This is a genomic window from Shewanella sp. SG41-3, assembly GCF_014164545.1.
Classification (GTDB): domain Bacteria; phylum Pseudomonadota; class Gammaproteobacteria; order Enterobacterales; family Shewanellaceae; genus Shewanella; species Shewanella vesiculosa.
The window spans coordinates 24,827-48,830 of sequence record NZ_JACJFJ010000007.1 but is presented as its reverse complement, the minus strand read 5'-3'; the positions used below and the strand labels follow the sequence as shown (position 1 = coordinate 48,830).

Genomic DNA, 24,004 nt, shown 5'->3' with positions numbered 1-24,004 from the left:
GTCATCAACACGTAGAAAAATGAGGTGAAGGTAAAGTGTCATCTAAAGTGCGTTGCGATCAAACTTTTTGGTTGTAGCGCCAACGGAAGGACAAGTAGGGGAAAATGCTTCCCAGATTTATTTGTAGTGCAGATCCTAGTTTAATTTAGTCACCAATTTTGACGTAACAATAGTAAACCATCAAACTCCTGCAAAAACATAAAACCCAGCAAATGCTGGGTTTTATTGGTCATTTTTAGCCTGTTAAAACAGGCTAAAAATTTATTCTACGTTCTGGATCTGCTCGCGCATTTGCTCAATCAATACTTTTAATTCTACAGCGGCAGAAGTGATTTCTGCACTGATTGATTTAGACGCCAGGGTGTTTGATTCGCGGTTAAACTCTTGCATCATAAAGTCTAAACGGCGACCTTCGCTACCACCTTTTTTAAGAATGCGGCGAGCTTCTGCTACGTGAGCTTCAAGGCGGTCCATTTCTTCGGCGACATCTTGCTTTTGCGCTAATAACACCATTTCTTGTTCGATACGGGCTGGATCTAATTCGCCTGCGATATCGGCTAAGCGGTTAGTCAGTTTGTCGCGTTGATACTGCATGACGGTTGGCATGTGGTCACGCACAACCTTTACTTGCTCCATTACACCGTCTAAACGGGTAAGTAGCATGTCTTTAATGGCTTCACCTTCACGGCCGCGCGCTTCGATAAACTGATCGATAGCACTGTCAAACGCGATCATTAAATCGGCACCGATGCTATCCATATCTTGTTCTGCAGCGGACAGCACGCCAGGCCAACGCAGCACATCAGTTAAGCTGAGTTCGCCTTGTCCTGCTTCTTGTTTTAACCAGTTTGCAGCACTTAACAACTGCTTTGCTAGCGCTTGGTTTAGCTGTAATTCATTACTGCTGTTGTCGGCAAGTTCATAACGTAAATTAACTTCGATTTTGCCACGATTCAGGCGTTTACGTAAGCGGTCACGTAAGACAGGTTCAAAGCTGCGAAACTGCTCAGGTAGGCGCAGGTAGGTTTCTAGGTAGCGCTGGTTGACTGAGCGGATTTCCCATGAGGCGGTGCCCCATTGTGCTTTGTGCTCGATACGAGCGTAGGCTGTCATGCTTTGGATCATGGAGTGTCCTGTTATGTTATTACGCGAATGTGGAGTGATTATAGCCGTTTTAGCCAACCGGATTAAAGGATTAGTCGATAGATTTGTGGCTTATCGCTGCTTACCATGGCATCTAACGGCGTGAAGCTCTATAATATGTGCTCAAATCTGATATGAATTCGACTACAGGACTTTTCATGCGCCCAAGTAACCGTACACCAGCTCAAACTCGCCCTATCACTATTACGCGTTCTTTTACTGCACATGCTGAAGGCTCTGTTTTAGTTGAGTTTGGCGACACAAAAGTATTATGTACTGCCAGTTTCACTGAAGGCGTTCCGCGTTTTCTTAAAGGCCAAGGCCAAGGTTGGGTAACTGCTGAATATGGTATGTTACCGCGTTCAACTCATAGCCGTATGGACCGTGAAGCGGCTCGTGGTAAGCAGTCTGGCCGTACCCAAGAAATTCAACGTTTAATTGGTCGTGCATTACGTGCCGCTGTGGACATGAAATTGTTAGGTGAAAACACCATCGTTATTGATTGTGACGTTATTCAAGCTGATGGTGGTACGCGTACTGCGGCTATTACTGGTGCTTGTGTCGCATTAGTTGATGCACTTAATTGGGCTCGTGGTAAAGGCATTATTAAAGCTAACCCACTTAAGTTTTTAATTGCTGCTGTTAGTGTGGGCATTTATAAAGGCGAAGCGATCAGTGATTTAGAATACATTGAAGACAGCGCTGCAGAAACTGACATGAACGTTGTGATGACTGAAACGGGTAAAATTATTGAAATTCAAGGTACTGCAGAAGGCGAGCCATTTAGCCATGAAGAGTTACTTGAGTTGTTAGTGTTAGCTAAAAACAGTATTCGCGAAATTGTCGATGTGCAAAAAGCTGCGTTAAGTTAATATGCTGTTGAAAAATGAGGACCGATTACGGTCCTTTTTTTTAGTCTAAAATTTGATGAAAGAGGAATAACCGTGAAAGCCTATCAACGCGAATTTATTGAGTTTGCTTTAGCCCGCCAAGTATTACGTTTTGGTGAGTTTACCCTTAAATCTGGCCGTACGAGCCCGTACTTTTTTAATGCCGGATTATTCAATACGGGTAAAGACTTAGCGCGTTTAGGCCGCTTTTATGCTGCGGCGTTAATGGATTCAGGAATTGAATTCGATTTGTTATTTGGCCCAGCCTATAAAGGTATTCCGATTGCGACTACTACGGCTGTTGCCTTGTGTGATCATCACGATGTAGATATTCCTTATTGCTTTAACCGTAAAGAAGCCAAAACCCACGGCGAAGGTGGCAGTTTGGTGGGCAGCGAGCTAAAAGGCAAAGTGATGTTGGTGGACGATGTGATCACTGCTGGTACGGCTATTCGTGAATCGATGGAAATTATTAATGCCCACAATGCCCAACTTGCAGGCGTGTTGATTGCACTTGATCGCCAAGAGAAAGGCAAAGGCGAGTTGTCGGCGATTCAAGAAGTTGAACGCGATTTTGGCTGTCAGATTGTGTCGATAATTACGCTTGCTGATTTAATCAGTTACTTGTCTGAAAAGCCGGGTATGGAAGCAGAACTTGCTTCAGTTAGCGCTTATCGTGAGCAATACGGGATTTAGTCTTTTTTCACCATGAATACAAAAACGCAGCCCCTAGATTATTAAATTAGGTGGCTGCGTTTTTATTGGCGTTTTGTTTACACACATTATTTTACTTGGTGTAAAAACTCGGCGCGGGTTGCAGGGTTTGATTTAAAAATACCACCCAATGCAGTGGTCGTGGTCGAGCTGGTTGAGTCCATTACGCCGCGAGATTTTACGCAGTAATGTACCGCATCCATTTTTACTGCTACGTCTTTGGTTTCAAGTAATGTTTGCAACGCCACTAACACTTGTTGGGTTAGGCGCTCTTGCACTTGTGGACGCTGGGCAAAAAATCGCACGATACGATTGATTTTAGACAAGCCAATAATTTTGCTACGGGGCAAATAGGCCACAGTGGCAAAGCCATCAATGGTCACTAGGTGATGTTCGCAGGTGCTGGTAAGACTGATATCTTGTACGCGGACCATTTCATCAACACCCATTTTGTTTTCGATAACCGTGATCTTAGGGAAGTTTTCGTAATCAAGCCCCGAGAAGATTTCGTCGACATACATTTTAGCAATGCGGCGTGGAGTATCAGCCAAGCTGTCATCGGTTAAGTCGAGTGACATTAAGGTCAAAATTTCACGCATATGGTGTTCAATTTTGACTTTACGTTGTTCTGGCGTGGAAGTTTTTGGCAACATCGGGGTTTCTAGCCCACGGTCTTTTAGTGCTGCTTGTACTTTTATTGCGGCTTCACTGAGTGCCATATATCCTCCAACTACTCAATATCACTGTTTATATGAGTGTACGTTAATACCCACTTGGGTGCCCGTTAAGGGACGAGGAGAATAACGCGATTTGCGCTAAATTAATACTACGGGTAACAAAAAAGCCGACCCTTTTAGTCAGGTATCGGCCTTTTGTGGTTAAACGTTTAAGTGATAACTACTTTACGTTTAGGTTTTCTTTGATGAATTTGAGTGTGATTTCGTAATATTTTGCTCGGTTTTCGGCGTTAAAAAAACCATGGCCTTCCTTTTTCCATATCTCTTTTTGGAATGGGTAGTTGGCTTGATTTAACGCTTTTTCCATTGCTTCAAATTGCTCAATAGGCGCGCGCTCATCTTCTTCACCATGAATTAATAACACTTTTGCTTTCAGTTTATTAACATTGTGAGTTGGCGACATTTCACGAAGGCGTTGGATATCAGTACCTAACACTTCTTCCAAGTATGCTTCTCCTCCATAAGATTCAGGAACATCACCGGTTTTATACATTTGTTCTAAATCATAAACACCGGCAACGCCTACTGCGCATTTGAACATATCTGGCGCGAGCATTGGGCTCATTAGCGCTGAGTATCCACCAAAACTGCCGCCAGAAATACACACTCTATCTTTGTCGGCATAACCCTGATCGATAACATATTGGGTCGCATCGATAATATCGTATTGAATTTTGCTTCCCCAAGCCAAGTAGCCTGATTCTTCAAATGCTTTACCGTACCCACCCGAACCGCGGAAGTTAACCTGTAATACGGCAATGCCATTTTGTGCTAACAGTTGGTTTTCAGAGTTGAATACCCACAAGTCGCGCGGGCCATGTGGGCCGCCATGAGGGTTAACCACTAGAGGCATGTTTTTATGTTCTTTCATGCCACGAGGTAGGGTTAAATAACCATGAATCGTCACACCATCACGGTTAGTAAAACTGATTGGACGTACTTCAGACATATCGCTAGGGTCTAGGGCAGCATTTTCAGCGAACAAGAATTTAAGTTTGAGCTTTTTACGGTCAAATAAATAATAGTCACCAGAGTTTCTGTCATTCATTGCCATAACAATAAGGGTATTACCGTCAATAGTTTCACTGACGATACGAATACGGTGATCAGGAATTGCAGCCATTAGCTGTTGCAATGCTTTGGCTTTAGCACTCTCAGTGTCGACAAATTGATACTCAGGATATCCGTTTTCAAACTCTACCGCGTAAAGGGTGTTTGTTTGGTCACTTACCCATGTCATAAATGGATCGACAACATCATGTTGGATGATTTTTTTATGTTTAGCTGTAGCGAGTTCGACTTCATAGATAGCGCTAGTCGCGCCTTCACCATGAGCAATAGCATAAATCGATTTGTTGTCTTCGGTGAACGAAAGAGGGTAGAAATCGGTTAGTCCGCCTTTAATTCTCTCAGCATCAACCCATTCATCATTTTCATAGTAGAAGAGTTGATCATTGTTTTTCTTGTCTCTGGCAAAACTAAAGCGCACGTTTTCATTGTTATCAACTAAGAAACCTGCATTTGCGACCGGTGATGTGGTAAGGCGTTTTCGTTTACCTGAGTAAACATCGACGCGATAAACTTCTGTATATGTATAATTCTGCTTATTCCAAGGGTAAGCCATTACAAGGATATCGTCTTTATCATCCTTTAAAGTATCTAATACGAATGCAGTCGCTTGAATACCACCATTACTTTTTATTTTTGTACTTGCTGATGTATCACTGTTGTAACCAAATAGGTATTTTGATTTGCTGCCGTCAAAATTGACTGCCAATAGCTCACCGTAGTAATCGGACACTTCACGTTGAGCATGTTTATAGAGTTTTTGTAACACAACCCTTTCTTCATTGACCCAATAGTAACTGCCCACTTCTTCATCGCCACTGAATTTAACTGCATACGTTGGCTTCATCGATTCAAGGTTAAGGATGAGCAAAGTGCGTTTTTCATCTTCGATTAGGATCACACCAAGGTGCTTACCATCGGGTGAAATTTTAACGCCAGAAAACTCTGAATCAGCACTAAAGTCTTTAATTTGTGGAGCAGCAAAAGTGTGGGTGGTAAATAGAACGAGCAAACAACATGTGAGGTATAAAATGCGCAGCATAAATACAGTCCGTGTAATTAATGTTAAAAATGTAACAGCATTGTATTTTATCTGAGTTTTTGGGGCAAGAGTTGTCGACTAATTATTCAGCAGAATTAGGTGGATATAGGTTTTAAATGATTTAACATCTAGGGCTACATGTTAACAGCATACAGCCCTAAAGACGGTTAACTTCTCAACAACTGTTGCTGAATAAAGGTCCACTGTTCATCAAAGTGTTGGGTTGGCTTTTGTTTAAATTCACTGCGGACAAATTGTGAAATTCTGCCTTCGGCAAAGGCGAGTAACAAGTTAGCCAGAATGGCTTCATCGATATTAAAGCCTACGCCTTCACGTAAGGTTTTTTCTCGTAGAATTTGTTTGATTTGGGTTTCTATTTTTGCAAAAAGCACATCGATACGACTGCGTAAACGTTCGTTTTCACCCAACAACGCATCGCCATTTAATACTCGCGAGATCCCTGGGTTACGTTCAGAAAATACCAATAATAAGTGCAGCACTAATTGGCAGCGAACCATAGTGTCTTTTTCTTCGTCCATGATGATGTTTAAACGCGATAATATAGCATCTTCAATAAACTCAATTAAGCCTTCGAACATCCGTGCTTTGCTAGGAAAGTGTCGATAAAGTGCGGCTTCAGATACACCCACTTCTGCGGCCAGTTTGGCTGTAGTTATACGTTGACCAGGGCTGGTTTCGAGCATTTGTGCTAAGCATTGTAAAATATGCTCACGGCGATTTATTTTAGGGCTTTCAGCCATTATCTGTTCCTTGGCTCAGTGACTACTTGAAAAGGTTATTTGGTGCCTGAGTGACCAAATCCGCCTTCTCCACGATCTGAGCTATTAAACTCATCCACTAGGGTAAATGCTGCCTGTACAACGGGTACAAACATCAATTGGGCTAAACGGTCGCCTATTTCGAGTGTGAATGGTTTATCACTTCGGTTCCAACATGACACCATTAATTGCCCTTGATAATCGGAGTCTATTAATCCGACTAAATTGCCTAAAACGATACCATGCTTGTGGCCCATGCCTGAGCGCGGCAAAATTACCGCCGCAAGGCTGGGGTCGGCAACATGAATAGCGATACCGGTTGGAATTAATACCGTTTGACCAGGTTCAATCACCATAGTCGCGTCGGTCATGGCGCGTAAGTCCATGCCTGCACTACCTGAAGTTGCGTAGGCGGGTAATGGAAATTCACTGCCAATACGCGAGTCGATAATTTTTAGTTCAATGGGTGTTTTCATGATTTTTTTAGTTGTTGTTCTATCAATGTAAGTAATTGGCGCGCTAGAGTCAGTTTATCTGTTGCCGGCAGTTGTTGGCTGCCATCTTGCCAGAATACCTGTAGTGCATTGCTATCGGCATTAAAGCCTAAGCCTTGAATAGAAACATCGTTGGCGGCAATCATATCAAGCTTTTTGCGCTGTAGTTTACCGCGAGCGTATTGTTCGACATCGTTTGTTTCTGCAGCAAAACCGACCGTAAAAGGTCGGATAGCGTGCTGAGCTACCGCGGCTAAGATATCAGGATTTCGTACCAGCGCAAGTTGCATTTGTTCAGCCGATTTTTTGATTTTTTGATCCGCGACAGCAGCAATTCGATAATCAGCCACTGCGGCACAGCCGATAAAAATATCATGTTGTTCAACTTGGCCCATTACAGCTTCGAGCATCTGCTGCGCTGAATCAACATCAATACGCGTGACGCCTGGAGGCGTGGCTAAATTGACTGGACCAGAGACTAATGTCACCTTGGCGCCCATTTCAGCCGCTGCTTGCGCTAATGAATAACCCATTTTCCCTGAGCTGTGATTCGAGATATATCGCACTGGATCTATGGCTTCACGTGTGGGGCCCGCAGTTATAAGCACGTTATGGCCGCAGAGTGATTTAGGGCCAAAAAATTGCACTAATTGTTCTGCCATCGCAGTGGGTTCTTGCATTCTGCCTGGGCCGACTTCACCACAGGCTTGATTACCAGATGCTGGCTGCCAGATGATGAGGCCTTTACGGGCTAAATTGGCTAGGTTTTCTTGAGTGGTGATGTTTTGGTACATCTGTTGATTCATTGCTGGGCATACAATAACAGGCGCACTGGTGGCTAAACAGGTGGTGGTTAGTAAGTCATTCGCCATACCTGCATTGATACGTGCAATTAAATTAGCTGTAGCAGGTGCTAATAGAACAACGTCAGCCCAACGAGCGAGTTCGATATGACCCATAGCCGCTTCTGCTGCGGGATCGAGTAAATCAGAGGCTACTGGGTTGCCAGAGAGCGCTTGTATGGTCAATGGGGTAATAAACTCCATGGCGCTTTGGGTCATAATGACACGTACGTCTGCGCCACGCTCTTTCAAGCGGCGAATAAGGTCTGCACTTTTGTAAGCGGCAATACCGCCACCAATTCCGAGTAATACTTTTTTATTTGTCAGCATGATGCACATTATCCGACTCAAATCTAATTTCGGCTAACAATATCACAAACCTGTGACAAGTTACGTAGATCCAATCTCAAAAATATCGACCATACTGTGTAATTGATTCGAACTCTTTTTGAAAATGACAGTGACCGCTTATTGATGCTGTGATGGGTGATTGTTTTGTGACTAGAGTCGATTGAGTACGCGAAGTGTAATGCCACATTGAATATAAGGGACATTCATGGGAATTAAAGATTGGCCACAAGGAGAAGGGCCGCGAGAAAAATTATTGCTCAAGGGTGCAGGGCATCTTTCGGATGCAGAATTGCTCGCGGTAATATTACGTAATGGTCTGGCAGGTCAAAATGCGGTGGATTTAGCCCGAAACATGATTCATCAGTTTGGTGGTTTGCGCAGTTTATTGAGTGCACCTAAAAGCCAAGTCTGTAAATTAGCCGGTGTTGGACCGGTAAAATATGCTCAATTACAGGCTGCAGCGGAAATTTCTAAGCGAATTGCGCATGAAAATCTACAAAGAGGACAAATTTTGACAAATCCTGATTTAACTCGGGACTATTTAATGAGACAATTGGCAGACCGATCCTATGAAGTGTTCGCCTTACTATTGTTGGATACCCAACATAGAGTCATTCAATTTGTAGAATTATTTCGTGGCACCATCGATTCTGCTTCTGTTTATCCTCGCGAGGTTGTAAGCCTTGTTTTGGAGAAAAAAGCGGCAGCGGTAATTGTGTGTCACAATCACCCGTCTGGCATTGCTGAGCCAAGTCAGGCAGATCGGCGAATAACTGAGCGAATAAAAAATGCATTGGCAACCATAGATGTTTCTTTGTTAGATCATATGGTTGTAGGTGATCAGGAGATAGTCTCCTTTGCCGAGCGAGGGTGGATTGTATAAACACTGCTTGATCTTATATGGTCAATCGTGTATAAAATGCGCCCTCTTTGTGCCTCGGGCGACGGCCATACGAGGCACATTAATGCTCGAGCGTTAAAAATTTGTTTTGGAGAAGATTGACATGTCAAGAGTATGCCAAGTAACTGGCAAGAAGCCAATGGTTGGTAACAACCGTTCGCACGCAAAAAATTCGACTCGTCGTCGTTTTTTACCTAACCTACAAAACCACCGTTTTTGGTTAGAAGAAGAAAAGCGTTTCGTGCAATTACGTGTATCTACTAAAGGTATCCGTATTATCGACAAGAAAGGTATCGAAGTGATTGTTAAAGAACTTCGTGCCCGTGGCGAGAAGGTATAATAGAAAATGGCTAAATCTAAAGGTAATCGTGAGAAGATCAAATTAGTATCTACTGCTAAAACTGGTCACTTCTACACTACTGAAAAGAACAAGCGTAACATGCCTGAAAAAATGGAAATCAAGAAATTTGATCCAGTCATTCGTCAGCACGTTATGTACAAAGAAGCTAAAATCAAGTAATTGATTTTTGATTCTTAAAAAAGCCCCTTAATTGGGGCTTTTTTTATGGCCGTTTGAAAATAGTCTATACTAAACTGTTGCATAAGCAGGTGAACTCAAATGGTGACTAAGCTGCTGAGTTGTCAGTACTGCGTAGTTGTTTACTATGTGTGGTGCATGATTAATCTTATGGCATTGAATCAAGCTCTGTGGTCATTATTATTATGTGATGATGTTTGAGGATTGTTATTAAAGTTTAATGTAATGTTATAAATATATGCGTAAAGTATTATTCACAGTAAAAATAAGCTAACTTTTTGGCTGTAATGATTTTTTCATATAAATTTGAGACACTCTGTTTTACTTTAAGTGAAATAAAATGCTTTAAAAGTGAATTAAAATGCAATACCATTCCCTTTTGGCACTACAAATCATTGTGTGACATTTTTTGTCATAATCATTAATGCACATCAAATTTATACCGAGGTGAATTTGCCCGTGAGAACCACTGAATTAGTTGATGGATTTCGTCATTCTGCTCCTTATGTTAATGCGCATAGAGGTAAAACTTTTGTCGTCATGTTGGGTGGCGAAGCATTAGCGCATCCACAATTCCGCGGTATTTTGAATGATGTGGCTTTGTTGCACTCGCTTGGGATTGAAGTGGTATTAGTCTATGGTGCAAGACCACAGATAGATGCCGGCTTAAAGGCTGCTGGAATTGAGCCTGCATACCATAATGGTATTCGTATTACTGATGATGAAACCTTAAAGATTATCAAGCAGGTTGCAGGGGCTACTCAATTTGATATTACCGCTAGGCTGTCGATGAGCTTAGGTAATACGCCAATGCAGAATGCACAAATTAACTTAGTCAGTGGTAATTTTGTTATTGCGCAACCGCTGGGTGTTGATGACGGTGTCGACTTTTGTTTAAGTGGCAAAGTACGTCGTATTGATGCACAAGGGTTACGCCGCCAATTAGATAACAACGGTATTGTATTAATGGGGCCGATTGCGGCTTCTGTTACTGGAGAAAGCTTTAACCTGACCGCTGAAGAGGTGGCGACCCAAGTCGCGATTAAGTTAAAGGCGGATAAGATTATTGGTTTTAGTGATAGCCACGGTATTTTAGGCGCAAATGGCGAAGTGATTGCCGAACTTATGCCAGATGATATCGAAGAAATGCTCAAGACAATGTCTGAGGATGATCATACTTCAGTGGGGACTATCGCTTTCTTAAAAGCCAGTGTTGAAGCGTGCCGCCGAGGCGTACCACGTTGTCATTTAGTGAGTTATTTAGAAGATGGCGCCTTGTTACAAGAGTTATTCTCGCGCGAAGGCATAGGTACGCAAATTGTTACTCAAAGTGCTGAGCGTTTACGCCGCGCAACCATTAGCGATATCGGTGGCATTTTAAACCTGATTCGACCTTTAGAAGAGCAAGGTATCTTGGTACGTCGCTCTCGTGAGCAACTTGAAATGGAAATAGAGCAATTTATGCTTGTTGAGCGTGACAATTTAGTCATCGGCTGCGCGGCACTGTATCCATTTGAAGAAGATAATGCCGGTGAGTTTGCCTGTCTTGTGGTGCACCCTGATTATCGTGATGCAGACCGTGGTAGCTTGTTACTCAATAATATTATTGGTCAGGCACGCGTGCGCGGTTATTCCCGTTTATTTGCGTTAACCACTCGTAGCATTCATTGGTTTTTAGAGCATGGTTTTAGTATTGTCGATGTTGAAGAACTGCCGAACAAGAAAAAGCAGCTTTATAACTATCAGCGTCGCTCGAAGATCCTTGCTTTAGATTTATAGTGACGACGATAGGATAAACAGCTAAAAAAATGCCGGATAAATCCGGCATTTTTTTGATTCAATTTTGTACATTGCTAATGTGATTAACTCGTTACGTTAAGCCATTCAATCAATCTTTTTTGCATTAGCCGTGTTCAGCATACTCAATTTTGTGACTTGCCATTAAATGGTTATAAATGGCCTATTATGCTTGGGCTTTTGCTACGGTATTGCGTCGTTGACGTTGCAGTAGCATATCGCCGATAAAGATAATCAATGCCCCCCAAATAAAGCCAAAGGTAATACCTTTCTCAATATCAAACGGTTCATTAAATAATTTCACCGCCAAGATAAACATGATGCTGGGGCCAATATATTGAAAGAAACCCAAAATTGAAAAGGGAATTCTGACCGCCGCTCCAGCAAAACATAGTAATGGGATAGTGGTAATAATGCCGGCAGCGACTAAAAGTAAATTGAGGTCGAGAGTGTTGGCCAGCATGCTTGTTGTCGAGCTGTCTAAAGTGATGAATAGATAACCTAGGGCGATAGGTAATAAGATGGCTGTTTCGACCAATAATCCTGATTTAGCATCGATATTTACTTTTTTGCGTAATAAACCATAAAAGCCGAAGCTGGCAGCCAATGCCAATGATAGCAATGGAATTGATCCAAAAGATATTAATTGAACCAGTACGCCAATACTGGCTAAACTGACTGCAACCCATTGTAATTTACGCAGACGTTCACCTAAAAATACCATACCAAGCAATACGTTAAAAAGCGGATTGATAAAATATCCCAAACTGGCATCAAGCATATGGTCATTGTTGACCGCCCAGATAAAAATAAGCCAATTAGCTGCAATTAGCACTGAAGTGACAAACAGTACTAAAAGTTGTTTAGGTTGTTTGAGGATCAGGCGTAGACGGCCAAAACCACCAATAAACTGCATCATGATAATCATAAAAATGAATGACCAAATTACACGGTGCATTAATATTTCTGTCGCGGGGACATGATGTAAAAGTTTAAAATACAGTGGTGCGACACCCCAAATGGTGTAAGCGCAAACTGCCAGTAAAACTCCTTTACGGTATTCTAAATCAGGCATAGTGAGTCAATAATGGGCAGGAAAATAATAGATGGCGATTGTAGGTCGCCATTTTGGATGACACAAGTGATTAAGCTAATTCTTTTATAAGGTGGTTGTTTGGTTTATATAGTGCGCTTATCCCACCATATAAGTACCAGTGCCAAAGGCGATATGAACTCCTTGCTCATTATGTAATTCCATCCGACATACGGATACTCGGTTACCTGAACGGATAACCGCTCCAGTACCAGTGAAGACTTCACCGCGACCTGGACGTAAAAAGTCGACTCGCATATCTATGGTACCTAAGGTGGTTAAACGTTGTTGCAGTTCTTCAAGAGTCCAATCCTCTTTACTCGCTACTAGAGCCGCAAATACTGTTAGCCCGCCGACAACATCAAGCAATGTTGCAGTAACCCCACCATGAAGAATGTTTTGATGAATATTACCAATTAGCTCGGGCTTCATTTTTATTACGACTTCAACCCCATTGATGTCGTAATGTTTAATGTCTAACCCGAGTAGATTATGGAATGGGACATGTTGATCAAAAATATCAGCAACTTGCTGTAAAGCCTGAGTTTGAATAGAGGTGGTCATGAGCAATCCTTGTCGATTTATTATTATTATAGTGAACGTTGGTTTGAAAAACGTACTGTCATAGAGTATTTAATCTAACCCTAAAGTGACCTTGACTCAATCATCTATCTTGTTTGAAAACAGACAAAGGTGTTTTGGCCCAAGACTTCTGCGGCTGAGTGCTTTAAAATGAGAGCCCCTTTAATGATGATGTTGTGTGAATGGATACTCCGATTTCGACCAATATTGCGTCCTCAGATGTGTTGACGACAGAGCAAGATGTACTTGCTGCAAGCTTACAGCAAGTTTTTGGTTATCGTGCCTTTCGTGAAGGGCAGCGAGAGGTCATTGAGCAAAGTTTACAAGGCCAAGATACGCTTGTGATTATGCCTACCGGTGGCGGCAAAAGTATGTGTTATCAATTGCCTGCTATTGTACTGCCTGGTGTGACTATCGTGGTATCGCCGTTAATTTCGTTGATGAAAGACCAAGTCGACAGTTTAATGCAAAGTGGTGTATCCGCCGCCTATCTCAATTCATCTTTACCGCGTGAACAAAGTGCTGAGGTATTACGTAAGCTTCATTCTGGCGAAATTAAATTACTGTATGTGTCGCCTGAACGTTTGTTGCGTCCTGATTTTATTGAGCGTCTTCAATCAGTGAACATTTCCATGTTTGCTGTAGATGAAGCGCATTGTATTAGCCAATGGGGTCATGATTTTAGGCCTGAATACGCTGCATTAGGTCAGTTAAAAGAATATTTTCCTTATTTACCTTTAATGGCCTTAACTGCAACCGCAGATCATGCCACGCGTTTGAGTATTTGCGAGCGCTTAAGGGTGACGCCTTATACCTTATTATCGAGTTTCGATCGCCCTAATATTCGTTATACCGTGGCAGAAAAACTCAATGCAACCAATCAGCTGCGTCAGTTCTTAACCATTCAAAATGGCACCAATGGTATTGTGTATTGCAGTAGTCGTCGTCGAGTAGATGAAGTGGCTGAACGTTTACGCTTGCAAGGGTTTAATGCTCAAGCTTATCACGCCGGATTAAGTCAAGAAGAGCGCAGTAACGTTCAAGATAAATTTCTCAAAGATCAAATTGATATTGTGGTCGCGACGGTTGCTTTTGGTATGGGGATTAATAAATCTAACGTACGCTTTGTGGTGCACTACGATATTCCTAAAAGCATTGAAGCCTATTATCAAGAGACAGGTCGAGCTGGCCGTGATGGTTTAGATGCTGAAGCTTATATGCTGTTTGATCCAGCAGATATAGGCCGAGTCAGGCATTTAATTGAGCAATCTGAACCAGGCCCACAGCAGCAGGTCGAATTTCATAAATTACATACAATGGCTGCATTTGCTGAAGCGCAAACGTGTCGCCGCCAAGTGTTACTAAATTACTTTGATGAAGTCGCCTCTGAGCCTTGTGGTAACTGTGACATTTGTCTGGCACCGCCGAAACGATACGATGGCACTGAAGATGCGCAAAAAGTGCTGTCTTGTATTTACCGTTTGCAGCAACGCTTTGGCATTCACCATGTTATTGAAGTATTGCGTGGTTCTAAAGCGGCTAATATTGTCGATAGAGGCCATGATAAATTATCGACGTGGGGTATTGGTAAAGATAAATCAACTGAGTTTTGGCTCAGTGTTATTCGTCAGTTAATCCATTTGGGTTTGATGAGTCAGGATATTACCCGCGGCTCTGCGATTAAGCTCAATCCTGCCGCCAGACCAGTGTTAAAAGCTGAGCTATCGCTCATGTTAGCGGAACCAAGGATTCAATTACTTGATGTTAAGCGTAAGCCTAATTCACGCGCTCCACAGCAATATGATCGTAAATTATTTGCTCGGTTAAAATTATTGCGCCGAGAACTGGCTGAGAAAAATGACATTCCTCCATACCTAGTCTTTAACGATGCCACACTGGCTGAAATGTGCGCCATGCTGCCAACCAGTCCAGGAGAAATGTTGGCGGTAAACGGCATTGGTCAAATAAAGCTTGATCGCTTTGGCGGCGAGTTTTTAGATGAAATCACTGAATATTTGACCCAAGGTTAAGCGGTTAATTTTCGTCATGAGAATAAGACGTTTCCTGGGATTTTATTTTATTCAGTTGATTAATTACCGCTTTTTTTACTAGTACGTCAAAAGTATCGAGTTGTTGTAAACCCGCTATGCCGATATTCACTTTGAGCGCCGTTTTCCATTCGCTGAGGACTTGTTCAATTTGGGTTGCCACTCTTGCAGCCCCGGCGGGGGATGTGTGTGGCAGTATGATGATGATTTCATCAGTGTTATGACGAAACAATTTATCTTGCTCTCTGAGAGTATGTTTGAGGCGTGGGATGATAAATGCCAGGTCCATGGTATTTATATGATTGATATTGAGCAGTAATAACGTCAGTTGATAGTGCCCTTGCTTGGCACTATTTAACATATTATCGATACATTGTTGTTGGCTTTCTTCTTGCTCCTCAATATTAAGATGCTTTGGTTTTCTGACTAAAAACAGCACTAGCCCAACGGATAAGAATAAAATAATTAGCACTGCAATGGTTAAATTTTGGTTGATATTATTGAGCGGTTTTTCTGGTATTGTGCTGGCTTCACTTTGCGCGGTGATTCTGGCTTTATACTGCATAAAATGAGCATTGTTTAACTTAGCTGCAGCTTGTTTGGCTGCATCAAAACGCTGCACTTGAAACAGGTAAGCGGATTCGAACTGCTTTTGTTCAGCGTAGTATTGACTGATAATTTGGTTAAATTCTTCTAAATCAGAAAATTGTTTAAGTTCAGTTGCTTGTTCAATAATTTCATTGAGTAGTGACAATGCTTGAATATCTTTATGTTGTGCAAAATACACTTTGGCTAAGGTGCGCTTGATGCGCATGACGTAAAGAGGTTCTTGGTATTTTATGAAAAGAGCGATGCTCGAATGTGCGAGTTGTTCAGCAATATCATAATCGCCAACGTATAAATGAATTATTGCAAGTAAGGCATATTGATTTGCTGCATCCCTCTCTGAGCTTATATCTAAATCTTTACTGAAGTTTTCGGCCAAATTTAAATAATACAGCACCTTGGTTTTATCATTTAGCGCAATATGTATAAGTGCTAGATTGATTGTCACTGTGGATTTTATTTTTCCAAAAAAGGAAGTATCTTTATAAGCCGCTTCGGAAAAATGTAGAGCATCTTCATAATCTCCCATAGAGAAAAATACATTAGATATTTCTGATTGTATAAATGATTTGGGCAACAAGTACCAATGCTGAAATTGGTTTTGTGCTTCATCATAAATATCTAACGCAAAACGCAAGTCTTCAATGGCCGAATTATAATTTTCTAGGCTAGTATTTTGTCTACTTCTGGCATAAAGGCTATTTACAATTGCTTGCTTCTCAGAGTAACGCTTGGCTAAACGAAGCGCTTCTTCGGTGAGTTGTTGTTCTTGTAGCGTATTGCCAAGGCTTTGGTGTGCATCGGCTTGGCACTGAATGAAATAAGGGCGAGCGGTATCGTATTTAAACTGTCTGGCCTTCATCTCCCCTTGTTTTGCCAAGGTGATTGCCTGATTAAACTCACCAAATTCCAGCAAATTAAAGCAATGAAGTAGCGTTAAGCGCAGTGCGTTGATATTGGCTAATGGTTGTTGATTATGTTGTTGCTCAAGTGACTCAATTAGTGCTTTTGCTTCCGCGGAACGTTGAGAATTAATATTACTGATTACATTGAGCTGCTCACGAACACTCAACTGTTGAGTTTGGCTAATAATGTCGCCGGAGAGTAATAAAGATTGCGATGGTTGTGCTAAGGCTGGTGTTGCGACTAAATGCAGAGTTAGCCCGAAGATTAAAGCAAAAATGCGACTACCATGATATTCAATACTCTTTCTTGATAACGTCATCGTCATATATCAATTTTATATGGGGTACGTGCAGTATACGATTATTTATCTTGAGAAACATAAAAATATAATTGATGCAGCCACTTAGCTTGATGTTTATTTGTACTTTGAGAGGTAAGTTCATTAATTGAAAGCAAATCAATATTGGCTGATCACGTCGTTGTTTAACTGTAATGAGGCACTAGTACGCTATCATCTTTTTCACGTTAGTTAAATTAGGGTTGACACAGAAGGCTGGTCGCGTTACATATTAGGTATAGACATAAATTGTATGTCGCACAATTAGCATATTTAGTTATTAAAAGTGAATATTAACGGCATGAACACACAATCAACTTTACTCGGACTCCTTCTCCTCTCACGCATACCCTGCGCGGAGTCCTTTGTGTTACATGCAAAATAATTCATTAAGCATACACAAACCCCGCGCTAACAGCCGCGGGGTTTTTTGTTTCTAGCCCTTTTGAAATGTACTAGTTGTGATGTTTACAGTTAGGTAAATATACATGATGGTCGATGGAGAAATTCGATGTCCAATAGAGTCATAATTTTTGATACTACCCTACGTGATGGTGAGCAAGCACTAGCAGCAAGTTTAACCGTTAAAGAAAAGCTGCAAATTGCCTTGGCGCTTGAACGTTTAGGTGTTGATGTGATGGAAGTGGGTTTCCCAGTTTCTTCTCCTGGTGATTTCCACTCGGTGCAGACCATTGCTAAGACTATCAAAAATAGCCGAGTGTGTGCATTGTCTCGTGCACTTGAAAAGGACATTGATGCTGCCGCCCAGGCATTATCGGTTGCCGATCAATTTCGAATTCATACCTTTATTTCAACTTCGACCATTCATGTTGAAAGCAAATTAAAGCGCTCGTTTGACGATGTACTTGAGATGGCGGTCAATGCGGTAAAGTATGCTAGACGTTTTACTGATGACGTTGAGTTCTCCTGTGAAGATGCCGGCCGAACCCCAATCGATAATTTGTGCCGAATGGTAGAGGCAGCGATTAAAGCGGGTGCTCGTACGATCAATATTCCCGATACAGTGGGTTATACCGTGCCAAGTGAGTTTGGTGGCATTATTCAAACCTTATTTAATCGAGTACCGAATATCGACCAAGCGGTGATTTCGGTTCATTGTCATGATGATTTAGGTTTATCGGTTGCTAATTCTATTGCCGCAGTTGAAATGGGGGCACGCCAAGTAGAATGTACTATCAATGGTATTGGTGAGCGCGCCGGGAACTGTTCGTTAGAAGAAATAGCTATGATTTTAGCGACCCGTAAAGATTTGCTTAATGTTGAGTGTGGTATTAACGCCAAAGAAATTCACCGAACCTCATCGCTCGTCAGTCAATTATGTAATATGCCCATTCAAGCTAATAAAGCTATTGTGGGAACCAATGCGTTTTCTCACTCATCGGGTATTCATCAAGATGGCATGTTAAAAGCTAAAAATACTTACGAAATTATGACGCCAGAAAGCATTGGCTTGAATCGTAACAATATGAACATGACCTCACGCTCTGGCCGCCATGTGATTAAACATCGTATGGAAGAAATGGGTTATCAGCCAAGTGATTATGATATGGATAGCCTGTACGAGCAGTTTTTAACCTTGGCGGATAAAAAAGGTCAGGTATTTGATTACGATCTAGAAGCATTGGTATTTATGGAGTCGCAAGCACAAGACGATGATAAGTATCAGCTACAGCATATGATGGTGCATTCAGATTCGACTGAAGGAGTTGCCACCGCGACAGTGCGTATTGCGGTAGATGGTCAAGATATTACCGAAGCATCGACAGGAAACGGACCAGTCGATGCGGCTTATAATGCCATTGCACGTGCCACTGGTCGTCAGATCAATATTACTAACTATAAATTAAGTGCCAAAGGCGAAGGTCAAAATGCGCTTGGGCAAGTCGATATTACTGCCAAATATAGCGAGCAGATGTTCCACGGTGTTGGTTTAGCCACCGACGTGGTTGAAGCGTCAGCTAAAGCGTTAGTCCATGTGATGAACTTAGTATACCGCGCAGATAAGGTTGCTGATTTTAAACAACAGATCCATAAAGAAAGGGAGTTAGGTAGCGTATGAGTTATCAAATAGCAGTTTTGTCGGGTGATGGTATTGGTCCTGAAGTGATGGCTGAAGCGCGTAAAGTGCTTAGTGCAGTAGAAGCGCGTTTTGGATTAGACATTAACTATACCGAATATGATGTTGGCGGCATTGCCATTGATAACCATGGTTGTCCTTTACCTGACGCTACTTTAAAAGGCTGCGAAGCCGCGGATGCGATTTTATTTGGCAGTGTGGGTGGCCCTAAGTGGGAGCACTTGCCGCCAAATGATCAACCTGAACGCGGCGCATTATTACCGTTACGTGGTCACTTTGAGCTATTTTGTAATTTACGCCCAGCAAAATTACATGACGGCTTAGAGCACATGTCACCTTTGCGTAGTGATATTTCCGCCCGTGGTTTTGATGTTTTGTGTGTGCGTGAGTTAACCGGTGGCATTTATTTTGGTAAACCCAAAGGACGCCAAGGAGAGGGGGAAGATGAGGAAGCCTTCGACACTATGCGTTATAGCCGTCGTGAAATTAGCCGAATTGCCCGTATTGCTTTTGAAGCCGCCCGTGGACGTAAAAACAAGGTCACTTCAGTAGATAAAGCCAATGTGCTGGCTTGCTCAGTATTATGGCGCCAAGTAGTAGAGGAAGTGGCTAAAGATTTTCCTGACGTTACCTTAGAGCACATCTATATTGATAACGCGACTATGCAGTTATTACGTCGCCCTGATGAATTTGATGTGATGTTATGTTCTAACTTGTTTGGCGATATTTTATCCGATGAAATTGCCATGTTAACGGGCTCTATGGGGCTACTGTCATCAGCCAGTATGAACAGTAGCGGCTTTGGTTTGTTTGAACCAGCGGGGGGCAGTGCGCCTGATATTGCTGGTCAAGGCATTGCGAATCCAGTGGCGCAGATTTTATCTGCCGCATTGATGTTGCGTCATAGCTTAAAGCAAGAAGATGCCGCAAACGCCATTGAACGTGCAGTAACAAAAGCACTAGCAAGTGGTTATTTAACTGGGGAACTGCTTTCTGCCGATAAGCGCAGCGAAGCAAAGTCGACAGCTCAAATGGGTGACTTTATCACTCAGGCAATTAAGGATGGTGTGTAATGGCCCAAGTGACCGGTAAAACCTTATATGAAAAAGTGTGGGATGCTCATATTGTTGCTAGCCCAGAAGGTGAAGCGCCAATAGTGTATGTTGATCGCCATTTAGTCCATGAAGTGACATCTCCACAAGCCTTTAGTGGTTTAAAAGTGGCTGGACGTAAGCTACGTGCGCCACAAAAAACCTTTGCGACAATGGATCACAACACCTCGACCCGCAGTGCCAGTCTTGATGCGCTTAGCCCTATGGCACGCACTCAAGTTGACACTCTAGCGCAAAATTGTAAAGAGTTTGGCGTGCGCTTATATGATATTCATCACCCAAATCAAGGTATTGTCCATGTAATGGGTCCCGAGTTAGGGATTACTCTGCCAGGTACTGTGATTGTTTGTGGCGATTCACACACTGCGACTCATGGTGCATTTGGTGCATTGGCATTTGGTATTGGCACCTCAGAAGTTGAGCACGTGCTTGCAACACAGACTTTACGTCAGTTAAAAGCCAAAACCATGAAGATTGAAGTTCGCGGTAAAGTGACCGATGGTGTAACAGCGAAAGACATCGTATTAGCGATTATCGGTACTTTAGGCATGGATGGTGGTACAGGTTATGTGGTTGAGTTTTGTGGTGAAGCTATTGAAGCATTAACCATGGAAGGACGGATGACCTTGTGTAATATGGCCATCGAAATGGGCGCGAAAGCCGGTATGGTAGCACCTGATGAAACCACTTTTAATTACCTTAAAGGGCGTGAGTTTGCACCTAAAGACGCCATGTGGGAGCAAGCCGTTGCAGCTTGGTCGCAATTGAAGACAGATGCTGATGCGGTATTTGATGCTGAAGTGGTGCTTTACGCTAACGATATTGCACCGCAGTTAACTTGGGGTACTAACCCTGGGCAAGTGGTGGCGATTGATGGCGTAGTACCTAACCCTGAGCAAGAAAGCAATATAACTAATCGAACCAGTATGGTGAAAGCATTAGAGTATATCGGTCTTACGCCGGGTACCAAGATGACGGATATCAGCATTAATAAAGTCTTTATTGGTTCTTGTACTAACTCACGTATTGAAGATTTACGCTCAGCTGCTGCGCATGCTAAAAATCGTAAAGTGGCAGAAGGCGTAGTCGCGATTGTCGTGCCAGGGTCTGGCCAAGTGAAGTTACAGGCAGAAGCGGAAGGCTTAGATAAGATTTTTATTGAAGCAGGTTTTGAATGGCGTTTACCGGGCTGCTCTATGTGTTTAGCGATGAATGATGACCGCTTAGAGGCAGGTGATCGCTGTGCATCAACCAGTAACCGTAACTTTGAAGGTCGACAAGGCCGTGGCAGTCGCACCCATTTAGTGAGTCCTGCTATGGCTGCTGCTGCAGCTGTTGCTGGGCACTTTGTTGATATTCGTCAACCTTATTAACGAGCTAAACAAGGATTTTTTATGCAAGCTTTTACAGCACATACCGGTTTAGCGGTAGCCATTGATAGCGCTAATGTTGATACCGACCAAATTATTCCCAAGCAATTTTTGTCTAAAGTTACGCGTGACGGTTTTGGGGTTCATTTATTTCATGATTGGCGTTATTTAGACGATGCCGGTGATAAGCCAAATCCTGAATTCGTATTAAACCAGCCTCGTTATCAAGGTGCTTCAATTTTAATCGCCCAGGAAAACTTTGGTTGTGGATCATCTCGTGAGCATGCGCCTTGGGCGTTAGCGGATTTTGGCCTTAGAGTGATCATTGCGCCGACATTTGCGGACATTTTTTACGGTAATTCGATCAATAATGGCTTATTACCGGTTAAGTTAACATCCACAGAAGTACAGCAATTGATTGATGAAGTGTCTGCCACACAAGGTGCGAAAATTACTGTAGATTTACAAGCGCTAACGGTGACGTCACCTTCTGGTTGTGTATTCAGTTTTACTATTGTGGAGTCTGCACGGCATAAGTTGCTTAATGGGTTAGACGCAATCGGATTAACACTGTCATTTGAGCAACAGATTAGTGACTACGAAGCGCATATACCGGCTTGGTACGCATAATCTGTTATTACAGAGTGTGTTAGGGTGTATTGATATCTAATGAATCACTGATTAAAAACCTCTTCATGACATCATGAAGAGGTTTTTTACTTTTTAATTGTAAAAAGTTTTATGTAACTATTTTGTGTCACAATTTTTTTAGCGTCAGAGTTTAGAGCAATACGGTTAATTATTTAAGCTTACCTCTGTACGATATTTTTTTTATAAGATACTGATTTTTAATTTTAAAATTTTAGCGATTCGCATCATTGATGAATTAAGTGTACAGCCATACCGTTTTATCCTTCCCCGAAAAATCATTAAATCAAAAGTTTGATCACGATCACAATTTGAAATTCAATCACTCACTTCTTGTTCGGTCTCTTTGTGCTGTTGCAATGCTTTTTTGGATCAGTACACTGACGACTTCATTTAAATCGAGCTTTTGCTCTATATCAGTCGATTTATGCAGTTTGAATCTAAACACAGAGAATCATAATGAAAAAAACAGTGTTAACACTGGCGATAAGCGCCATTGTATTTGGGGCAACAACTCAAGTGAACGCCGCAGGTTTCCAACTTGCAGAATATTCAGCAACAGGTTTAGGCCGTGCATTTGCTGGTGAAGCTGCTATTGCAGACAATGCGTCAACTCAAGCGCGTAATCCAGCCATGCTGGCTTATCTAGAAGGCCGCCAAGTTTCAGCGGGTGGCATCTATGTTATGCCGAATGTTGATGTTGTTGGCGATGTGGCTATTTCTTCACCATTATTAGGTTCAGAGCCATTAGTCATAGGTGCTGACGCATATGATGTTGCCGACAATGCCCTAGTACCGAACTTTTATTATTCAAATCAGTTGAATGATCAATGGACTTGGGGTCTAGCGATTAATTCTAACTATGGTTTAGCCACCGATATTCCGGTAGCGGATGCGGCGGCTATTTTTGGCAGTAAAACCTCAATTACTACGGTCGAATTTAATCCTAATATAGCCTACCGTGTAGATGACTCATTTACCGTTGGCGCAGGTCTTCGAGTGGTATATGGCGAAGGTGAAGTTGGTGCAACCGCTCCAGGTTGGATTGATGCAATTAAAGCTAACCCTAACTTACCTGCAAGTATTGGTGCGCGCTTACCTTCTGGTGGAACCGAGTTAAAGTCAATGAAAGGTGATGATGTTGGCTATGGCTGGAAAGCGGGCGCGAGCTGGCAAATTAACTCAGCTAACCGCATCGGTTTGGCTTATCACAGTAGTGTCGATCTTAAATTAGACGGTCATGTGTCTGGTGTAATTTATAATGGCGGCCAAAACATTGAAATCGAAGGCTACTTACCGGTTGAATTGCCTGCATTTGCAGAGCTTGCTTCTTATCATCAGTTAACTAAAAACTGGGCTATGCATGCCAGTGTGAATTGGACTGAATGGAGCGTATTCGAGCAATTGGTGGCGTATTTTCCTGGTGATGTTAAGCCTGTAGGTAACCTAGAGTCAGACGTAGTCAAAGAAGAGAACTTTAAAGACAACTGGCGTTATGCCCTTGGTACTACTTATACCCTTAATGACCAATGGATATTACGTGCTGGTATGGCGCTAGATAAAACGGCGGTTGATGATCAACACCGTACCACAACCATTCCTGATTCTGACCGTTTATGGTTCAGTGTGGGTACTGGTTACCAAGTGTCTAAAAATCTGAATGTTGATCTGGGTGTGACTTACATTCGCACATATGGTGATGCACCTATTACAGAGAACCAAGATCTAGTAGGCCTTGCTGCAGTGAACTTTACTGGTGAAGCAACTGGCGATGTATGGTTAACCGGTATTCAGTTAAACTATAAGATGTAATCAGCTCTGCTAGTGTTGAGCGTTAAGGCCTCGCAGTTGCGAGGCCTTTTTATTAGTTAAATAGTGATAAAACGTAAGATTATTTTTATCGTAATA

The 24,004-nt window shown here is 42.3% G+C and carries 21 protein-coding genes; 12 read left to right on the top strand and 9 right to left on the bottom strand.

Features of this window, described 5'->3' with window-relative positions; translation table 11 throughout:
- Window positions 1–261: 261 nt before the first annotated feature.
- Window positions 262–1,125, bottom strand: a complete 864-nt coding sequence (locus H5164_RS14345) for a YicC/YloC family endoribonuclease (RefSeq protein WP_124018350.1) — start codon at window positions 1,123–1,125, stop codon at window positions 262–264.
- Between the two features lie 176 nt (window positions 1,126–1,301).
- Here H5164_RS14345 and rph point away from each other — a divergent pair, with 176 nt between their 5' ends.
- Window positions 1,302–2,015 carry a ribonuclease PH gene (rph, locus tag H5164_RS14340; protein WP_011639245.1) on the top strand — a complete coding sequence of 238 codons (714 nt, stop codon included), beginning with the start codon at window positions 1,302–1,304 and terminating at the stop codon, window positions 2,013–2,015.
- A gap of 72 nt (window positions 2,016–2,087) precedes the next feature.
- Window positions 2,088–2,729 (top strand): orotate phosphoribosyltransferase, encoded by a 642-nt coding sequence (gene pyrE / locus H5164_RS14335; RefSeq protein ID WP_124018351.1) that lies wholly within the window; start codon window positions 2,088–2,090, stop codon window positions 2,727–2,729.
- A gap of 86 nt (window positions 2,730–2,815) precedes the next feature.
- Here the strand turns inward: pyrE and folE are convergent, their stop codons facing one another.
- The 5 genes from folE to coaBC all read right to left on the bottom strand — a co-directional run bounded on the left by folE (window position 2,816) and on the right by coaBC (window position 8,048).
- Complete coding sequence (gene folE, locus H5164_RS14330; protein WP_124018352.1) at window positions 2,816–3,466, bottom strand: GTP cyclohydrolase I FolE; 651 nt, start codon at window positions 3,464–3,466, stop codon at window positions 2,816–2,818.
- 178 nt (window positions 3,467–3,644) lie between these two features.
- A complete protein-coding gene (locus tag H5164_RS14325; protein WP_182698905.1) occupies window positions 3,645–5,594 on the bottom strand; it encodes a S9 family peptidase in 1,950 nt (649 codons plus the stop codon).
- A 167-nt stretch (window positions 5,595–5,761) separates the two neighbouring features.
- On the bottom strand, window positions 5,762–6,355 hold the full coding sequence (gene slmA, locus H5164_RS14320) for a nucleoid occlusion factor SlmA (protein ID WP_182698906.1): 594 nt from the start codon (window positions 6,353–6,355) through the stop codon (window positions 5,762–5,764).
- Between the two features lie 35 nt (window positions 6,356–6,390).
- Window positions 6,391–6,849: a dUTP diphosphatase gene (dut, locus tag H5164_RS14315; protein WP_124018355.1), complete on the bottom strand. Its 459-nt coding sequence runs from the start codon at window positions 6,847–6,849 to the stop codon at window positions 6,391–6,393.
- A complete protein-coding gene (gene coaBC / locus H5164_RS14310) occupies window positions 6,846–8,048 on the bottom strand; it encodes a bifunctional phosphopantothenoylcysteine decarboxylase/phosphopantothenate--cysteine ligase CoaBC (RefSeq protein ID WP_220492712.1) in 1,203 nt (400 codons plus the stop codon). Before coaBC ends, dut begins: the two co-directional genes overlap by 4 nt.
- A gap of 217 nt (window positions 8,049–8,265) precedes the next feature.
- Between coaBC and radC the strand changes: the two genes are divergently transcribed.
- The 4 genes from radC to argA all read left to right on the top strand — a co-directional run bounded on the left by radC (window position 8,266) and on the right by argA (window position 11,278).
- Complete coding sequence (gene radC, locus H5164_RS14305) at window positions 8,266–8,943, top strand: DNA repair protein RadC (protein WP_124018356.1); 678 nt, start codon at window positions 8,266–8,268, stop codon at window positions 8,941–8,943.
- A gap of 121 nt (window positions 8,944–9,064) precedes the next feature.
- Window positions 9,065–9,301 carry a 50S ribosomal protein L28 gene (gene rpmB / locus H5164_RS14300; protein ID WP_011639236.1) on the top strand — a complete coding sequence of 79 codons (237 nt, stop codon included), beginning with the start codon at window positions 9,065–9,067 and terminating at the stop codon, window positions 9,299–9,301.
- A gap of 6 nt (window positions 9,302–9,307) precedes the next feature.
- Window positions 9,308–9,481: a 50S ribosomal protein L33 gene (rpmG, locus tag H5164_RS14295; RefSeq protein WP_124018357.1), complete on the top strand. Its 174-nt coding sequence runs from the start codon at window positions 9,308–9,310 to the stop codon at window positions 9,479–9,481.
- A 477-nt stretch (window positions 9,482–9,958) separates the two neighbouring features.
- Complete coding sequence (argA, locus tag H5164_RS14290; RefSeq protein WP_124018358.1) at window positions 9,959–11,278, top strand: amino-acid N-acetyltransferase; 1,320 nt, start codon at window positions 9,959–9,961, stop codon at window positions 11,276–11,278.
- Between the two features lie 184 nt (window positions 11,279–11,462).
- Here the strand turns inward: argA and rarD are convergent, their stop codons facing one another.
- Entirely contained in the window at window positions 11,463–12,371 is a 909-nt protein-coding gene (rarD, locus tag H5164_RS14285) for an EamA family transporter RarD (protein ID WP_182698908.1), read from the bottom strand.
- A 117-nt stretch (window positions 12,372–12,488) separates the two neighbouring features.
- Window positions 12,489–12,953 carry a thioesterase family protein gene (locus H5164_RS14280; RefSeq protein ID WP_124018360.1) on the bottom strand — a complete coding sequence of 155 codons (465 nt, stop codon included), beginning with the start codon at window positions 12,951–12,953 and terminating at the stop codon, window positions 12,489–12,491.
- A 200-nt stretch (window positions 12,954–13,153) separates the two neighbouring features.
- On the opposite strand from H5164_RS14280, the gene recQ reads away from it, so the two are divergent.
- Complete coding sequence (gene recQ, locus H5164_RS14275; protein ID WP_165870194.1) at window positions 13,154–15,001, top strand: DNA helicase RecQ; 1,848 nt, start codon at window positions 13,154–13,156, stop codon at window positions 14,999–15,001.
- A gap of 4 nt (window positions 15,002–15,005) precedes the next feature.
- Here the strand turns inward: recQ and H5164_RS14270 are convergent, their stop codons facing one another.
- The gene (locus H5164_RS14270; protein ID WP_182756776.1) at window positions 15,006–16,850 is read right to left on the bottom strand and encodes a diguanylate cyclase domain-containing protein; all 1,845 of its coding nucleotides are present in this window, start codon (window positions 16,848–16,850) and stop codon (window positions 15,006–15,008) included.
- Window positions 16,851–17,379: 529 nt separating this feature from the next.
- Here H5164_RS14270 and leuA point away from each other — a divergent pair.
- The 5 genes from leuA to H5164_RS14245 all read left to right on the top strand — a co-directional run bounded on the left by leuA (window position 17,380) and on the right by H5164_RS14245 (window position 23,908).
- Window positions 17,380–18,948 (top strand): 2-isopropylmalate synthase, encoded by a 1,569-nt coding sequence (gene leuA, locus H5164_RS14265; protein WP_124018362.1) that lies wholly within the window; start codon window positions 17,380–17,382, stop codon window positions 18,946–18,948.
- Window positions 18,945–20,039, top strand: coding sequence for a 3-isopropylmalate dehydrogenase (gene leuB, locus H5164_RS14260; protein ID WP_124018363.1), 1,095 nt, complete (start codon window positions 18,945–18,947; stop codon window positions 20,037–20,039). The genes leuA and leuB overlap by 4 nt, the downstream gene beginning before the upstream one ends.
- Window positions 20,039–21,451: a 3-isopropylmalate dehydratase large subunit gene (gene leuC / locus H5164_RS14255; RefSeq protein ID WP_182756767.1), complete on the top strand. Its 1,413-nt coding sequence runs from the start codon at window positions 20,039–20,041 to the stop codon at window positions 21,449–21,451. The genes leuB and leuC overlap by 1 nt, the downstream gene beginning before the upstream one ends.
- A 21-nt stretch (window positions 21,452–21,472) precedes the next feature.
- Window positions 21,473–22,078 (top strand): 3-isopropylmalate dehydratase small subunit, encoded by a 606-nt coding sequence (gene leuD, locus H5164_RS14250; RefSeq protein WP_124018365.1) that lies wholly within the window; start codon window positions 21,473–21,475, stop codon window positions 22,076–22,078.
- Window positions 22,079–22,555: 477 nt separating this feature from the next.
- Window positions 22,556–23,908 (top strand): outer membrane protein transport protein, encoded by a 1,353-nt coding sequence (locus tag H5164_RS14245; RefSeq protein ID WP_182756765.1) that lies wholly within the window; start codon window positions 22,556–22,558, stop codon window positions 23,906–23,908.
- Window positions 23,909–24,004: the final 96 nt, after the last annotated feature.

Coding starts and splice junctions, on each gene's coding strand:
- H5164_RS14345 (WP_124018350.1), bottom strand. CDS start 1,125: ATGATCCAAAGCATGACAGCCTACGCTCGTATCGAGCACAAAGCACAA.
- rph (WP_011639245.1), top strand. CDS start 1,302: ATGCGCCCAAGTAACCGTACACCAGCTCAAACTCGCCCTATCACTATT.
- folE (WP_124018352.1), bottom strand. CDS start 3,466: ATGGCACTCAGTGAAGCCGCAATAAAAGTACAAGCAGCACTAAAAGAC.
- H5164_RS14325 (WP_182698905.1), bottom strand. CDS start 5,594: ATGCTGCGCATTTTATACCTCACATGTTGTTTGCTCGTTCTATTTACC.
- slmA (WP_182698906.1), bottom strand. CDS start 6,355: ATGGCTGAAAGCCCTAAAATAAATCGCCGTGAGCATATTTTACAATGC.
- dut (WP_124018355.1), bottom strand. CDS start 6,849: ATGAAAACACCCATTGAACTAAAAATTATCGACTCGCGTATTGGCAGT.
- coaBC (WP_220492712.1), bottom strand. CDS start 8,048: ATGTGCATCATGCTGACAAATAAAAAAGTATTACTCGGAATTGGTGGC.
- radC (WP_124018356.1), top strand. CDS start 8,266: ATGGGAATTAAAGATTGGCCACAAGGAGAAGGGCCGCGAGAAAAATTA.
- rpmB (WP_011639236.1), top strand. CDS start 9,065: ATGTCAAGAGTATGCCAAGTAACTGGCAAGAAGCCAATGGTTGGTAAC.
- rpmG (WP_124018357.1), top strand. CDS start 9,308: ATGGCTAAATCTAAAGGTAATCGTGAGAAGATCAAATTAGTATCTACT.
- rarD (WP_182698908.1), bottom strand. CDS start 12,371: ATGCCTGATTTAGAATACCGTAAAGGAGTTTTACTGGCAGTTTGCGCT.
- H5164_RS14280 (WP_124018360.1), bottom strand. CDS start 12,953: ATGACCACCTCTATTCAAACTCAGGCTTTACAGCAAGTTGCTGATATT.
- recQ (WP_165870194.1), top strand. CDS start 13,154: ATGGATACTCCGATTTCGACCAATATTGCGTCCTCAGATGTGTTGACG.
- H5164_RS14270 (WP_182756776.1), bottom strand. CDS start 16,850: ATGACGTTATCAAGAAAGAGTATTGAATATCATGGTAGTCGCATTTTT.
- leuA (WP_124018362.1), top strand. CDS start 17,380: ATGTCCAATAGAGTCATAATTTTTGATACTACCCTACGTGATGGTGAG.
- leuB (WP_124018363.1), top strand. CDS start 18,945: ATGAGTTATCAAATAGCAGTTTTGTCGGGTGATGGTATTGGTCCTGAA.
- leuC (WP_182756767.1), top strand. CDS start 20,039: ATGGCCCAAGTGACCGGTAAAACCTTATATGAAAAAGTGTGGGATGCT.
- leuD (WP_124018365.1), top strand. CDS start 21,473: ATGCAAGCTTTTACAGCACATACCGGTTTAGCGGTAGCCATTGATAGC.
- H5164_RS14245 (WP_182756765.1), top strand. CDS start 22,556: ATGAAAAAAACAGTGTTAACACTGGCGATAAGCGCCATTGTATTTGGG.